The organism is Hydrogenophaga aquatica (assembly GCF_054780915.1).
The window spans coordinates 323,638-337,805 of record NZ_BAAGVK010000011.1; the positions used below are offsets into that span (position 1 = coordinate 323,638).

At 62.8% G+C, this 14,168-nt stretch carries 17 protein-coding genes; 1 reads left to right on the forward strand and 16 read right to left on the reverse strand.

Features of this window, described 5'->3' with window-relative positions:
- Positions 1–10: 10 nt before the first annotated feature.
- The 11 genes from ACYVHH_RS08885 to ACYVHH_RS08935 all read right to left on the reverse strand — a co-directional run bounded on the left by ACYVHH_RS08885 (position 11) and on the right by ACYVHH_RS08935 (position 7,819).
- Entirely contained in the window at positions 11–640 is a 630-nt protein-coding gene (locus tag ACYVHH_RS08885) for a hypothetical protein (protein ID WP_460564779.1), read from the reverse strand.
- A 1-nt stretch (position 641) separates the two neighbouring features.
- The gene (locus ACYVHH_RS08890; protein WP_460564780.1) at positions 642–1,088 is read right to left on the reverse strand and encodes a GNAT family N-acetyltransferase; all 447 of its coding nucleotides are present in this window, start codon (positions 1,086–1,088) and stop codon (positions 642–644) included.
- Positions 1,088–2,485 carry a hypothetical protein gene (locus ACYVHH_RS08895; protein ID WP_460564781.1) on the reverse strand — a complete coding sequence of 466 codons (1,398 nt, stop codon included), beginning with the start codon at positions 2,483–2,485 and terminating at the stop codon, positions 1,088–1,090. Before ACYVHH_RS08895 ends, ACYVHH_RS08890 begins: the two co-directional genes overlap by 1 nt.
- A 9-nt stretch (positions 2,486–2,494) precedes the next feature.
- On the reverse strand, positions 2,495–3,187 hold the full coding sequence (locus ACYVHH_RS08900) for a phage adaptor protein (RefSeq protein ID WP_460564782.1): 693 nt from the start codon (positions 3,185–3,187) through the stop codon (positions 2,495–2,497).
- 7 nt (positions 3,188–3,194) lie between these two features.
- Positions 3,195–3,893, reverse strand: a complete 699-nt coding sequence (locus ACYVHH_RS08905; RefSeq protein ID WP_460564783.1) for a hypothetical protein — start codon at positions 3,891–3,893, stop codon at positions 3,195–3,197.
- Between the two features lie 7 nt (positions 3,894–3,900).
- On the reverse strand, positions 3,901–4,188 hold the full coding sequence (locus ACYVHH_RS08910) for a hypothetical protein (protein WP_460564784.1): 288 nt from the start codon (positions 4,186–4,188) through the stop codon (positions 3,901–3,903).
- A 92-nt stretch (positions 4,189–4,280) separates the two neighbouring features.
- Positions 4,281–4,616, reverse strand: coding sequence for a hypothetical protein (locus tag ACYVHH_RS08915; protein ID WP_460564785.1), 336 nt, complete (start codon positions 4,614–4,616; stop codon positions 4,281–4,283).
- Positions 4,616–5,038: a hypothetical protein gene (locus ACYVHH_RS08920; RefSeq protein ID WP_460564786.1), complete on the reverse strand. Its 423-nt coding sequence runs from the start codon at positions 5,036–5,038 to the stop codon at positions 4,616–4,618. The genes ACYVHH_RS08915 and ACYVHH_RS08920 overlap by 1 nt, the downstream gene beginning before the upstream one ends.
- Positions 5,031–6,017 carry a reverse transcriptase domain-containing protein gene (locus tag ACYVHH_RS08925; RefSeq protein ID WP_460564787.1) on the reverse strand — a complete coding sequence of 329 codons (987 nt, stop codon included), beginning with the start codon at positions 6,015–6,017 and terminating at the stop codon, positions 5,031–5,033. Before ACYVHH_RS08925 ends, ACYVHH_RS08920 begins: the two co-directional genes overlap by 8 nt.
- A 271-nt stretch (positions 6,018–6,288) precedes the next feature.
- Positions 6,289–6,681: a diversity-generating retroelement protein Avd gene (avd, locus tag ACYVHH_RS08930; RefSeq protein WP_460564788.1), complete on the reverse strand. Its 393-nt coding sequence runs from the start codon at positions 6,679–6,681 to the stop codon at positions 6,289–6,291.
- A gap of 25 nt (positions 6,682–6,706) precedes the next feature.
- Positions 6,707–7,819 (reverse strand): phage major tropism determinant, encoded by a 1,113-nt coding sequence (locus ACYVHH_RS08935; RefSeq protein ID WP_460565270.1) that lies wholly within the window; start codon positions 7,817–7,819, stop codon positions 6,707–6,709.
- Between the two features lie 115 nt (positions 7,820–7,934).
- Here ACYVHH_RS08935 and ACYVHH_RS08940 point away from each other — a divergent pair, with 115 nt between their 5' ends.
- Positions 7,935–8,333 (forward strand): hypothetical protein, encoded by a 399-nt coding sequence (locus ACYVHH_RS08940; protein WP_460565282.1) that lies wholly within the window; start codon positions 7,935–7,937, stop codon positions 8,331–8,333.
- A 341-nt stretch (positions 8,334–8,674) separates the two neighbouring features.
- On the opposite strand, the gene ACYVHH_RS08945 is transcribed toward ACYVHH_RS08940, so the two are convergent.
- The 5 genes from ACYVHH_RS08945 to ACYVHH_RS08965 form a co-directional block, all read right to left on the reverse strand.
- Positions 8,675–9,022 carry a hypothetical protein gene (locus ACYVHH_RS08945; protein WP_460564789.1) on the reverse strand — a complete coding sequence of 116 codons (348 nt, stop codon included), beginning with the start codon at positions 9,020–9,022 and terminating at the stop codon, positions 8,675–8,677.
- Between the two features lie 57 nt (positions 9,023–9,079).
- Entirely contained in the window at positions 9,080–10,126 is a 1,047-nt protein-coding gene (locus ACYVHH_RS08950; RefSeq protein WP_460564790.1) for a phage major capsid protein, read from the reverse strand.
- Between the two features lie 298 nt (positions 10,127–10,424).
- The gene (locus tag ACYVHH_RS08955) at positions 10,425–11,534 is read right to left on the reverse strand and encodes a hypothetical protein (protein WP_460564791.1); all 1,110 of its coding nucleotides are present in this window, start codon (positions 11,532–11,534) and stop codon (positions 10,425–10,427) included.
- Positions 11,535–11,569: 35 nt separating this feature from the next.
- Positions 11,570–13,456, reverse strand: coding sequence for a hypothetical protein (locus ACYVHH_RS08960; RefSeq protein ID WP_460564792.1), 1,887 nt, complete (start codon positions 13,454–13,456; stop codon positions 11,570–11,572).
- A gap of 196 nt (positions 13,457–13,652) precedes the next feature.
- Positions 13,653–14,159 (reverse strand): HNH endonuclease signature motif containing protein, encoded by a 507-nt coding sequence (locus ACYVHH_RS08965; RefSeq protein ID WP_460565271.1) that lies wholly within the window; start codon positions 14,157–14,159, stop codon positions 13,653–13,655.
- Positions 14,160–14,168: the final 9 nt, after the last annotated feature.

The window sequence follows — 14,168 nt, forward strand, 5'->3', positions numbered from 1 at the left end:
CGCTCTCTCCTTATCGCGTAGACGTGCCGCCGTAGGTTTTTGACGGGCTTGACACCCCGTACCACTGCTGCGCGTTTGGGTTGGCGGCAGCATTGCGGCCAATGTTTGCTTGGTTCATTAAGTAAGCATGGCTCAGGTCGTTGAACAGGCCGCCCACCGTGGCGCCTGCTCGGGCACTGGCTGCGTTGGCGTTGTTCACTCTCAGGCTGTTCAGTGCCTGCGATGCCGCCGTACCGGTGTCGATGCCCGACTGCGCCAGGCTGATCAGGTTCGCTCGCGCCTGCTCGTCGGCCGTGCGAAGGTCCGCCGATGCCTGGTCGGCAATCCCGCCAGCTCGCATCAGGCCCTCGTTGGTGCGCCGGTTGATGTCGGCCACGCTGTCGATCTGCGCCGATCCGCCCATCAGTCCAGTGCGCGCCAAGGCAAACCGGTTGGCGCGCTCGGCGTCGGTGGCCTGCCGGTCCACCTCCATGCGGTTCAGGTCGTACACCGCGCCTCGCTGGTCCGCGTACAGCGACTCGCGCCCGCTGTTGTTGAACGTGGCATTGATCGCGTCCGTCGCCGCTTTGATGCGCGCCTGACGATCTGCCTCTTGCTGCCGGGCCTCGCCCGCGCCTCCATCCCCGCCGCCGCCGCCCATATCAAACTCCTTCCATCACAAACGTGGCTCCGCATCGGCGGAAGCCCAAACGGTCATACAACAACTCGGCCACCTCGCAGCCGGAAATCACGCCCGGCCTTATCTGCTTGGCTCCCGCCAGCCTGGCCCAGGCCACAAAGGTCTTGATCAGCTTCACCGCCAACATTCCGCCGCGGTGGTCCGGGTGAATGAAAAGGCCCAGCTCGTTGGCCACCATGTCCTTGCCGAACCAGGTTTGCGTCACCTTCCCGAGAATCCCGCCGATCAACTCCCCGTTTTTATCCTCAGCCACCAGCACCAGCTGACTTTTCTCCATCAGGTCGGTGATCGTTTCCTTCACGCAGTCGATGTCGTAGTCCATCGGCGCGAACGTCGATTCGTCGTGCATCATCCTGCCCAGCACGCAGATGGCGGGCAGATCGTCCATGGTGGCCAGTCGCAGCTTCATCAGATGGGCCCCAGGTCATCCCAGTACAGGGTCAACGCATCGACGCGGAACGGCTTGTTGTCGTAGTTGCGCAGCCGAATGGAGAACTCGGTGCCGGTGCACTCCACCGGGATCATTCCGCCCGGCCGGGTGTTGCCCTTCACCTTCACTTCTGGCGTGAAGGCGTCCGGGTCGCGCACGTCAAAGCCCAGCGAGAAGCTGCAGGCGCCATCCACCACCACGTCGGCGCCGTAGATGCGCTTGAGGTTGCCCGGCTTCTTGAAGTCCATGTACGGCAGCTGGATCAGCACCTCGTACTGCGTGCCGTCGTCCGTACTCACCGCCTCGTCCAGCTTGTAAACCGAATCCCCCGAGCGGATGTACAGCTCCTGGCCCAGCTCCGCGAAGGCGTCCACGGTTTGGCTCAGGAAATACTGGCTCCAGGCCGCGATCTTGGCCGTGCGGCTGATCGAGTACACGAACAGGCGGTTGCCGATCGCGCACACGTACTGGCCGGTGCCGTAGAAGTAGAAGCTCTTGGGGTTGACGCCGCCCACCTTCAGCTCAGGCCGCACCAGCGAGTCGATGGGCGAACCCACGTCCACGTCGGCCAGGCTGTTGGTGTACTGCAGCGTGGTGATGGAGCGGAACCCGTAGTCGCTCAGGAAATACAGGTCGCCCCCCACGTTGGCCACCGTGCGCGGAAAACTCGTCCCCACGTTCTCCACGATGTCCTCCAGCCGCATGGCGGTCGGGTCCGGGTCCACCGCCCACACCTGCGCGCCGTCGCGGGTCAGCACCACCATCTTGTTCTGGTACACGCCCAGCGCGTTGGCTGCACGGTCGCCGCGGCTGTTCAGGCCCGTGGGCAGGAACCCGGCGTCGTTGGCCGTGGTCCAGTCGCGCGGGTTGCCAGTCTTGGAGAAGCGCACCACGTCCGCATTGCCAGCGCCCACCGCGAAAATCTTGCTGGCGATCTTCAGGCAGGCCCGGGTGTCGGGGCAGTTGGCGTCGGCAATGTGGGTCGTCGGGCTGCCGTCCAGGTAGTGATGCTCCACCTGGCCGCCGGCGTACTGCACAGCGCAGTAGATGAAGGCGTTGAACACGTCGGCAAACGGCACATCGGCCACCGCCTGCGCGCCGCCGGAAAACACCACCTTGTTGGCTTGGAACAGCGGGTTGGCATGCGTGATGGTGCCGTCGCCATAGAAGGTGTGCAGCTTGCCGAAGGCCGCGAACAGGCCTTTGGTGCCAGGCTCCAGGTCCGTCACCTTCGTGAGCCCTGGGCGCTTGCGCGTGGCCAGGCCGGTGGTGACGTGCGCGTTCTTCATTTCCAGCAGTCGGTTCGCGTCCGACACGCTGGCGCCCTTGCGCAGATCAATGCCAAGGTCGAATTTGTCAAAGTGGATTGCTGGCACTGCTACTCCTTACGCAATCTTCACGGCCGTGATCTGGGTGGCGTTGTTGCCTGGCCGCGTGCTCTTGTGGAAGAACCGCTTGTTTTCCTTCTGGCGGAACTTTTCCTTGGCCAGCATGTTCTGGAAGCTGGTCGCGGAAGCCTGCGCATCCGGGTGCCGGTAGTGCGCCTTAGCATTGGCCAGGGCGTACATGAACACCAGGCGGTCGGGCACGCTGGGCCGGTCGCTCGGCCGGTCGAAGCGCCCACGGTCGGCCGTGTACTCCACGATCATGTCGTAGGCCGCGTCCGGTATCGGGTACAGCTCGATCTGCCCGTTGAGGTGGTCGTACTTGGTGGGCTGGCCCGTCAGCGTCAAAAAGCTGCGGTCAAACTCGGTGATGCCTTGCGTCAGCGGCTCGCGGATTTGATCGCCCACCTTCACCCACATCGACAGCACGCGGCCCGGGTCGATTTCCTCGTCTTCCTCGTCGTTGTTCCAGTCGTACAGGAACGAGCCCGCCACCAGCTTGATGGTGGTTTTCTTGCGCATGGCCGGCGGCTCCAGCTCGCCAAACACGTAGTCGTGCGCCTCCTGCAAGAACGACTTGATCACCGTGTCGTTGTTCTTGGACGCGGAGCCTTGCGTGACAAAGCCCAGCCGGGCGCGCAGCTCGGTCATCAGCTCGCCCAGGGTGCGGTAGCGTTCGGTCAGTCCGTTCATGCAGGCCTCACGAAGTGGTCAGGACGATGCGCAGCTGGCCGGCCACCAGTTGCAGCTGCGCGTTCACGCTGGTGCGCCCGATCAGGCTGGCGGTTTTCAGGGCGGTGTCCACGCTGGTCACCACGCCGTCCAAGCCATCGGCGCCGGCCGGGCCGGTCAAGCCTTGAATGCCCTGGATGCCCTGCAACCCCTGCGGGCCTTGCGGCCCGGTTGGTCCTGCTGGGCCGGTGGCGCCGGTCTCGCCCTTGCCGAACTCCTTGCCCGCGCTCCAGTCGCCGCTGGTGTTGGACAGCTTGAAGTACATGAACCCGGTGTCCATGGCCAGGAAGCTGAACCCCTTGGGCTGCAGGTCGTACAGGTTGCGGTTGGCGAACAAATCGCGCGCATCGGCATTGAATGACGCACCGGTGTCGCCCTTCGGGCCTTGCGGACCTTGCGGACCGGCGGGACCGGTCGGGCCAGCGGGGCCAATCGGGCCTTGGGGTCCGGTCAGGTCGCTCACCAGCTCAGGCGCCAGGCTGGCCAGCGTGACGATCGCGTTCTTCAGCGTGCCGTCATCGTTCTGCAGCAGGCCTGCATTCGAGCGCAGCGCGTTGATGGACAGCGCCACCTTGTCCAGCTCGGCATTCACCGCCGCGTGGTCGGTGCGGTCCGGGTTGTTCTCCAGGAAATTCTTTGTGCGGTTGTAGGCGGGGGCTTGCGGCATGGTGGCCTCACTTGTGTACGGATTCTTTGAAGGCCTGCCAAATGGCAAAGCCCAGCCAGCCGGCAGCGACCCATAAGCCGCCGGATAGGAACTTGGAAAGCACCTCGGCTTTCATCTTGGCCCACCCATCGGCATCACGTATCTGCTTTTCGTGAGCCATTCGATGCCCGTGCGGGTCGCCGCCAGGGAAAGCGTCGGTGATGAGTTTGTGCAGTTGCCCGAACTTCACGTCCATGTGAGCCAGCAGCTTGTCCTCTGCTTTGCTCAGGCGGCGCTCCACTTCTTCCTCGATCATCAAGGCGATCTGCGCCTCTGATACCTGAACGCATTCACAGCCACCGCGCCTGCGCTCCGGTCCGTTGTATCCCTGGTTTTCTGGTTGCATAGTCAGCAGTGGTTGCCTGTTGGGTCAAAAATATCGAGCAGATGAGTGCATACCCATTCGGCCTTTGCTGCACGCCATCCAGAGCCTTGCGCGATGTAACGCTTCAATCGGTCCGTGACCAGATGCTCCCCGCGCTTCGGGAGGTCAAGAAAGAACACCGTGGCCAAGGTGTATTGAGCGACCACATCCATGACATACCCCGCCAGCAAGGCGGGGAACGACAAGAAATAGGTGAACCGCGTCATCCGTCCGGCCAAGTGCGCCCGATACAAGCCCATCACCAGGATGTACGCGTACCAAAACACCCACAGGAACAGGATGACGGCCAGCAGGTACATCACAACACCACTCCTTCCGCCCGCACAAACAGATCATCAAGCTGCGCGTCTGTCATGCCAAGCGCTGCGGCTGCCTGGGCCAAGAACGGGCTGCTGCGCTGCCAGAACTGCGTGTCATGCAGCGCAACCTCAGCTACGGCTTTTTGTGTAGAGTCGGCAATGCCGGCCACGTAGTCCAGCACGGGCTGCCACAACCCCATCTGAATCAACACCACCTTGCCTTGGGCGCGGGTTACTTGCTGCGGAACGGGCGCGGCGGGCGGCTGCGCAGTCTCCACCTCCCAGGCCCCGCCCCGGAAGAAAGCGCCCTGCGTGGCCCGGTCATACGCGGGCGGCGCAATCGACGTGCTGCCCATCCAGTCGGCAGGCGTGGCGGTCTCGATGTGCTCCCCTGTGTGGGGGCTGAAGTGGTACTCAGGCATGTGCAACTCCTAGGTGTTGAATCAGGTGGTGGGTGTCTGCCCACTGGGCATGGCCCAGCCAGGCGGCGAGGAATTTGCGGCGGCCTTCCGTGTCGCCGGCTGCGTCAAACCGGCGCAGCTTGCGCTTGGCCCGGGTGACGCTGGACTTGCGCAGCAGCTTGTGCGTGGGCCAGATGCGATAGCCGCAAAAGTTGACGCCCGCTTGCCAGGGCAGCACGCTCCAGTGCGAAAACCGCAGCCCCATCTGGCTGCGGGCAAAGGCGGCGGCCTGCATTTGCAGCAGCGCCATGGCCTCCTGGCTGCGGCCGACCACCACCACGTCGTCCATGTAGCGGGCAAAGCGCGTCAGGCCCACGGTGTGCACCAGCCAGCGGTCGAAGATGTGGCCGTAGATGTTGGCGCTGAGCTGGCTGGTCAGGTTGCCGATGGGTAGGCCGCAGCCGGTGGCCGGCACGAACCGGCGCAGCAGGTCAAGGGTGCGGCGGCAGGCGATCTTGCGGGCAAATTCCTGGTGCAGCACGTCGCGCCGCACCGAGGCAAAGTAGCGGGAGAAATCGGTTTTCAGCATCCAGGGCTGCGAGCCATCTGCAATGGCGCGGCGCAACATGGCCTGCACCGCCGCAGCAGCGGCATGGGTGCCGCGCCCGGTGCGACAAGCGTAGCTCTGCGGCAGAAACAGGCGCTCAAAGATCGGCTCCACCACATTGCAGAAGGCGTGCTGCGCCACCCGGTCCACGAAAGGCAGGGCGCTGATTTCGCGCGGCTTGGGCTCGTACACCATGAAGGTGCGCGGCGCGCTGGGCTGGTAGGTGCCGGCCACCAGGCGCTGCCGCAGCCAGGCCAGGTTCGCAGCCTCGTCTTGCTTGAACAGCAGGTAGCCGATCGTCAAGCGCTTGCCGACAGATGCCTTGCGGTAGGCCTCCCAGAGGTTGTCGGGGTCGGTGATCTGGTCGAACAGGTGTTTGTACTTCTGGCCCATCCCTGGCCTTGCATGAGTCGGCCCGGGTTTCGGGCACTGCCCTACTCCCCGTTCTCCGAACCGCTGAGTGTGTTTGCCGAAGCAGGCCAAGAGGGGCTGACCATATCCAAAAAGGTCGCCTGGTGTTGCCGTAGCGGCACCAGGTGCAGGAGCCTTGACTTTTATCGTCACCGGCGGCCCGCAACGCAATGTTCCAGTTCGAGTTCCACGCGACGTTGTTCGAGTTGGACGCCCGAGAGCCGGAGTTCGCCGCGTTGTTGCGGTTGCCACTTTAGCCCCCTCCTTGCCTCTTTTGCGCAGACTTTGCCCAAGCCCCAAGCATGGCACCCGTCTCTGCGAGGTGCACGCTGGCAACCTCGTATTGGCGACGCGACACCAGCTTGCGTTCAGGCGCGGCCATGAAGCGCAAAAGCTCTTTGAGGTACGCCAGCCCGGCGTCTGCCTCGTACACGCGCGAGACCTGATTGCTTTTCCCGGCGGCGTGAAACAGCCGGTACTGCTCAAAAATGGCCGCAATGGCCGTGTCTCGCAACACCCGGTGCTGGCGGTTGGTGTTCGTCAGCATGGGGTAGAGGTAGTTCACAAACCCGTCGAAGCGCATCACCACGGCCATGGCGGCGCGCGGTTCAGGCTTGGCGGCGGTTTGGGCTGGCTGTTCCATCATTTCTTGCGAGGCTGCTTTCGCAGCCTCATACATGTTTCAGGTGGTCACCGGCGGCCCGCAACGCAACGCTCCAGTACGAGTTCCACGCGACGTCGCTCGAGGCGGACGCCCGAGAGCCGGAGTTCGCCGCGTTGTCGCGGTCGCCACCCAGCAAAACCACCCACGGATTGCCGTAGGCGTTACCTCGGTTGGGCCCCGCGGTCCATGCGCTGCCGCCTGCGGCACTGTTGCCGCGAGCGAAGACCCACAAATGGCCGGTCGCCTGCTCGATGCCCAGACGGCTGGTATAGCCCGGCTGCCGGGTAGTGAGCGGTATGGTGGCCGCTGCGCCGCCCAGGGACTGCGCTTCAGTCACGCCAAACATGGCGCTGCGGAATTCGTCAGGCGTGGGTAGGCGCAGGCCAAAGCTGGCGGCGATTTCTTCGCACTCGTACTGGCTGAGGCGACCGTAGTTGGTGCTACCGTTGCCGCCATACGCCAGCGGAATGCGCGGCAACACCGTGCCGCTGGCCACGTCGGTGTTGTTGCGGCTGATGCCGTTGACGATGTGGTTGACCGAGCAGAAGTAGATGGCGTGCCACACCTCGGTCTGCGGGTCGAGCGCCATGCCGCGTTGCTGGCCTTTGCAGCGCCAGGCCAAGTCCCACAGGCTGAATTCGTTGATGCCGGCGATGCGATCGACATCAGCCTGCGTCCAGATCATGGAGCCGCCCTGATTGGTGAACCCAGTGGTGGCAAACGAGCCTCCGGCGGGTGTGGTGCCGGGGGCCACCAGCCCATAGTGGAAGCCGCCGATCTTGCGAGCACCGGACACAGGCGGCGCGGCTGGGCTGCTGAACGGGTCTGGGGTGGCTTGCAGCGTGCCGTCAGGCCGCGCCCAGATGGCGTAGTCCTCACCCGCTGTGAGGGTCGGCATGGTGACGGGGGTGTCTGCGGCAAAAGTGATAACGTTGACCTCAGTGCGGAACGCGGAAAAGGCTTTAACCGCCAGCGCGTTAGGGCCGGTCTTTACAAAACAGGCGGAGTTTGGGTCAAGCTTAAAAATCCCTTGATTTGCTGCTACAAACTGCGCAATAGACAACGCCTCGGGCGGCGCACTCGCAGCAGAAAGGTTGCCCAGAATACGAAAGCCAGGCACGCTCTCCAGCCTGTTTAGACTCCAGCTTCCGGCTGGTACAACTGGTGGGCTGATAAACGTCTTAGTCCCGTCAATATTTTGGTCTCCAAAAACCCTAACAAGGTTTTCCGAATCAATGCTGGCCGCACTGGCGGCAGCGGCTGACGCGCTGTTTGCCGCCGATGTTGCAAAGTTTGCTGCATTGGACTCTGATGTGCTTGCTGCTGAAGCGCTATTGGCCGCATTGATCGAGCTCGTAGATGCAGCCGATGCTGATGCGCTTGCATTGCCGGCCTCTGTCGTTGCAATGCCTGCCTGCGTGGTTGCCGTGCTCGCGCTGTTTGCTGCAGACGCAGCCGATGCGGCCGCTGCACCTGCGCTGTTTGCTGCATTGGTGGCCGATGTGGAGGCAGTAGAGGCGCTGGTGGACGCATTTGCAGCCGATGTAGCTGCACTTCCGGCGCTGGCTTGTGCTGCAGTGGCAGACGCCAGTGCATTCTGCGCGTTCAGCAGTGAAGCAGTCTCCGCCTGCTGAACGACTGCAATCGAGTTGGCAGCATCTGAGGCCGCTTGTGTAGCCGTCAGTGCTGAAGTTAAGGCGGACTGGGCAGCATTTTGGGCTTCTTGCGTAGCCTCATCTAAGCTGGCCTGCAAAGCATCAAAGGCCGAAGGCGCCAATTGGTCAGCACCGACGATGCCGTTTTGCAGGGCGCCATCGTCTTTCTGGATCAGTGCAAGGTTTTGCCTGATCTGATTGATGGACAGCGCAGCCGCGTCTAGCTCGGAGTTGATACCCGCATGGTTGGTATCGTCACCGTCGCGCTCGGTGAAATCTACGATGCGATCGTATGCTTGCGGCTGCGCCATCTTGCTTCCTTACTCGGGCTTGGTCTCGCCGCCGGCTTCGCCTTCGGCTTTCTTGGGGTTCTTGGCTTTGGCCTCGGCCTTCACGGCGACCTTCTCGACCATCTCGGCCAGGCGCTCGCCGCCATCGTCGCCATAGACCTTGACGACCTTCTGCGCGCCGTACTTGGCGCTCAGGCGCTCGAACTCCTGGTCGGCCTCGACTTCGATGTGGCCCACCACCTTGTCACCGTTGACGTTCTCCTTGCCGAACATCTGGCGCAGCATGGTCAGCTCGTAGGGCGGCACGGCCACGGCGGTGATGGTGTTGGCGTCACGGCGAACCATGACTTCCACCATGGGTACATTGGTCTTGCTCATTGGGATACTCCAGTGGATTGAAGAACCCCGGCGCTAGGCCGGGGCTCGATCTGGTCATCAGGCGATAGCCAGGACGGCGTGCGCGTTGGCGCGGCTGATGGACAGCGCGCAGCGCAGGTTCACCATGGCGTACATGGCCAGGGTGTCGTGCGGGCGTACCGGCGTCACGATGTCCATGTCGTCGTCGCGGTACTTCATGAACTTGGTGTTGATGAAGTAACAGCGCTTGTTCCAGGACACCAGCGGGCTCTCCAGGGTCTGCAGCTCTTCAAACTGCGGGTCCCAGATGATTTCCACGCCCTTGAAGTACAGGCCCGTGTTCACACCGGAGCCCACACCAGCGTCCAGCTGCTTCACAGCACCGGCGTTGGCGTTGTTGGTGACGGTGATTTCCTTGCGGTAGGCGTCGATGAAGTCGCCACCAGCCAGGATGAAGTCGGGCGAGCCGCCGTTCTTGATGCAACGGCGCCATGCCAGCTCCATGCGCTGGGCCAGGTTGCCCACCGATGCCACGGAAATGCCGGTCTCGGCATAGTTGCGCCAGTAAGTGGCGGTTGCACGATCAAGGCCGCCCACGGTGCCGGTGCCCGGCGCCACGGAAATGAGCGTGTCCAGGCCCACGATGGCGTCGGTGTCGGCAGTGCCGTTGCGGTGCAGCTCCAGGTCCAGCTTCTGCATGAAGCCTTCCTTGAGCGATTCCATCTGCTCGTCCAACAGGTTCAGGAGCTGAACTTTCTCGTTCTGCTCCAGCTTGTAGGCCCCGCGCTCGCCCTCGCGCACCTTGATGCCGTTGCCGAACAGGCGGTCGTAATCGAGGTAGAGGCCGTCCACGGCACGGCGCCACGGGAAGGCGGCTTGCTCGGTCGTGTTGCGCTTGTTGAAAATCACCGGGTCTTCACCGTAGGCCCAGGCAAAGTTGCTGCCGTAGGTCTTGCGGATGTTCTCCACGATGTTCTGCTTGGCACCCAAGAACATCTTGCGGCCTTGCATGAGCTTTTTGAGAAGGGGGCGCTCCGTGGCGATCTGGTCCACGGGGATGTTTCTGAGATATTCGTCCAGCGAGACTTTGGCAAGCTCTTGGAGGTCTCCAGCGGAAATAGGCATTTTGTCGCTCCGAAATGAAAGGGTTAATTCACCTTCCACACCGTCCACGAAGACCACCCGTGTGTTCAGCCTTTCAGATTCCCGGCGCGACTCGGGTACAGCTTGGTCTGTTGGCTTGGTCCTGAAGGACGCGACCCCTTCGATGCAGCGACAAATTCGGCGTGTACCGCATCGGCATACCGGCTGGCCTGCTGTGGGAGGCGATCCCCGCTTACGCGCGTTGCAGGCCAGTCAGCACAGCGATGCGGAACTGGCAATCGAATTATTGGCGGCTGTCAATACCGCCACGGACTTTTGTTCAGAGGCCCATGCTCTCCATGCGTTGCGCGATCCGGTCGATCGGTGACGCAGCGTTGGGGGCTGGGTTGCCCAGGGCGGCCGGGCGCGATCGGATGGGCTGCGGGCTGGCTGCAGCGCGCGGCACCTGGATGTTGTCGTACATCATCTTGATCGTCGCGGCCCACTGGTGCGGCTGGTACGTGCTGACGAAGGCCTGCAGGTTGGCCGGGTTCTTGAAGTGATCGGTGATCACCTTCATGCGGGCCGGGTGGTCAATCTCTTGTGCCCGTGTCTGCAAATAGGCCTCCATGGACTGTGCGGCCTGCTGCACCTGCTGCTGGAACTCCTGCTGCTGCTGCACGGTCTGGCGCTCTACCTGCTGGCGCTGCTGCACCTCTTGCTGTTGCTTGCGGTACTTGGCCAGCTCCACCGCGCGCTCGCGGGTGATTTCCATGTTGTCCACGGCCTGCTTCAGGTCGTCATGGCCCTGCAACAGGTCCACGCCGGGCGCTTCCACACCCAGCTTCTGGTACAGCATGGCGCGCTGGCTCTCGACCATTTCCAGCGCCACGCGCAGGTTCTTCTCGTCGCCGCTGCTCACCAGGCGGCCAAACTCCAGCGTCTGGGCAAACTCCTGCGCGCTCATGCCGGTGGACTTCACCAGCTCGCGAAACTCGTTGATGTCCTGCTCCAGCTGCTTCTTCTCGGCAAACACCTGCTTGATGCGCTCTTTGCCGCGCTCGGACTTCACGCCCTCCAACAGCTCGGCCTCTTCCTGCTCGGGCGCCTTGGGCTTGTCCTCGGCCTTGGCGGGCTCGGCCGGCTTTTCTTGATCGGGTTTTGATTCGGCCGGCTTCGGTGCGTTCGGGTCGTCGGTCAGCTCGTCCAGCATCGCGGCCAGCTTGGACTTGCCGCCTTCTGGTGCGGCACCCTCATCATTTTGCGGCGCATCGGTCGGCTCGGCTGGCGTTTCTTGATCGGGTTTTGATTCCTCGGGCAGCTCGGCCGGCGCATCGGCGCCAATGGCGTCTATCGCGGCCTCGGTGGCGCTGCCACCTCCCAAGTCGCCGCCTTGATCGTCGGCGGGCTTCATCAGGCGAGAAAACAGGTGTTGATTCCAGATGGGCATGGTGGTTCCTTGGTGGCTGGTGGTTGGGGGATGGGTTACATGGCCGGGGCTGGCATTCCCGCTGGCATGCCTGGCATCGCTGGCATGGCGGGTTTCTTCGGGATGAACTGGTCAACCTCCAGGCGCTCGTCAAAGCGCTTGAGTGTTTCACGCAGCAAGTTGATCAGTGGCTCGGCATCCATGCCGCTGGCCTGCACCTGCATGATCTGGGTCACCAAACCCTGCACAACCGGCAGAACCTTGCCCCAGTTTTCCTGCTGCTCCATCTTGTCCGGTGCGCCTGAAGTGCCGGCCCTGATCTTCATTTCGATCATGTCGAACACTTCTTCGCGCGACAGCTCGGGCCAGTCGTAGGGCTTGACCTCCACCTGCATGGGCATGCCGCCGGTCTCGATCACCTGCACCTCGGGTGGCCCCATGATTCGCTCCACCTGCGGGGCGGTCAGCTCGAACAAAAGGATCTGTGCGGAATACTGGGCAATCTCCTGCAGCCAGTCTTCCACCTGATCGCGGAACTCCGACACGCGGCCGCTCAGGCTCTGCTGCAGGATGCTGGCCTCGGTGGCGGTCTTGGGCTTTACCACGGTCGAACGGGCCGCGTCTTGCAGCCCGGTCACCTGCTCCCAGTCGTAGCGCACGGCGCTGGTGTCGTACACCGCCGGGTCGATGGGCGGATGCTGGCGCGGGATGATCACCTGGTTGAGCGGCTTGCCCTCGGTGTCGATGATCGTGATTTCGCCAATCTCACTGTCGCTGTACCGCTTGATGCTCTTCTCGTTGATGTCGCCCCCCGCCACCCAGCCGGGCAGGCACAGATCGCGGTGTTTGTTGAAGCGGTCTCGCGCCTCGTTGTGCTCGTCCTGCAGCTTCTCGGTCAGGTCCACCAGCGAAGGGGCCACAAACTGGCCATCAATGGTCTGGAAGGGCAGCAAAAAGAACGGATACCAGCGCTCGCCGGCCTTCGGGGGGCTGTAGGGTTCGCGCAGCCAGTAGTCGCAGCCCTCGGCCATGGTGTAGACGCGCTGGGTGGTCTTGTCCCAGATTTCCAGAATGGCAATCTGCCGGTCTTCGTCCAGGCTGGCCGATGCACTGGCAAAGCGGCCATCCTTCACCCCGGATTTGCCGTCGCTGTAGGCCTTGGCCTTGTCCAGCTTCACCTTGTACGTGGCTTCGGCCTGGCTCTTCTTCATCGGGATGATCTGGCACAGCCAGTCGGCGTCCCGGTAGTCCCAGAACTCGCACACGCTCGGGTCAATCAGCAGGTTCTCGGTCAGCACGCGGTCGATCACCAGGCCCTCGGCCGCCGTCACCTCCACCTGCTCGTTCAGCGCAGCCATCAGCTGCTCCAGCTCGGCCTTCTTCGCTTCCAGATCGCCGCGCTGGTTCGGGTCCTCGATGTCCGACAGCAGGCGCTCCACCTCCAGGATGTTGTCCTGGGTGTCGTTGATGCGGCTCTGGATGATCGGGTCCTGCTTGATGTCCCGCTGGTACATCACCTTCACGATGCCGAAGCTCGATGTCAGGGCCGATCGCACCGATGCCTTGGCCCGGCCCTTTAGGTCGGCTTTCTCCAGGTGCCGGTTGGTGACGGTCTCCAGCGTCTTGCAGAACAGCTTGAGGTTGTCCGCCTTATAGAGCGGCACCGCGCTGATTTCCGGGTTGCGCGCGTAGATCGCCGGCAGCACTGCGGTGATGGTTCCCTGGATCAGGTTGGCGCGCAGCTTGTAGAAGTCCTTGCTCTTCGGGTCGCCCTCCCAGTTGAACCCGGCCACGGTCTTGCGGTTGTGCTGCACCCGCTTGTGGAACTTGTCCCAGTGGGCGCGCGCGTGCGCGATGCGCCGGCTCCACTTCTTGGCCAGCTCATCGGCCTCCGGTTGGTCGCGGTAGCCGGTCTCGGCTTGGTTGGGCGTAGAAATGTCCATTGGTCACACTCGCATGGTGTAGGTGTCGTTGTCGTGTTTGTATGTCTGTTCCTCGGGGTCGCCGGACTTTTGTTCTTCGTCCGGGTTGCGGCGGCGGCGCATGATTCCGTAGCGCGTGGCGTCCCAGCAGTTCGCCACAATCACCCCATTGGCCAAGGCGAAGTTGTGGCGCCGCATGACGGTGATGCAGCCGGTGTCAGCCCGGCCGGCTGGCTCGACCCGAATAACCCGGATTCCGCCTGCGAAAGTCTTTGGCCCTGCAGTTGGGCCCGCAAAACTTGGCGCGTGCAAGTCCCACAAACTCCGATCCGCACATCTGGCACTGCATGAGCTGCTTTGCGTGCAGAGCATCTTTGCAGTGGGCTTCGTAGTGCTGTCGGTGCCACTCGCGGCCAGCGTCAGACTTGTGCCACTCCCTGGCCGCTTCAGTTGCTGCAACCAAGCCGTTGCCCCAGCGCCCGCCAGTCTTGCCGTGACTTGAGACATGATCCGCACCAACCAGACACTCCAGGTTTTCTGGTTGGTTGTTTGCGCGGTCTTCGTCTTTGTGGTGGATGTGGTGGCCTTCTGGCACTGGGCCATTGAAGTGCTCCCACACCACCCGGTGCAGCCGCACGCCTTTGCGCTGAAAGTAGCGGCCGCATCGGTAGTACCGCACGCCGTTGAACTCTTGGATAGTGTCGCTGATGACTGTGACTTGCATGTGATTGAC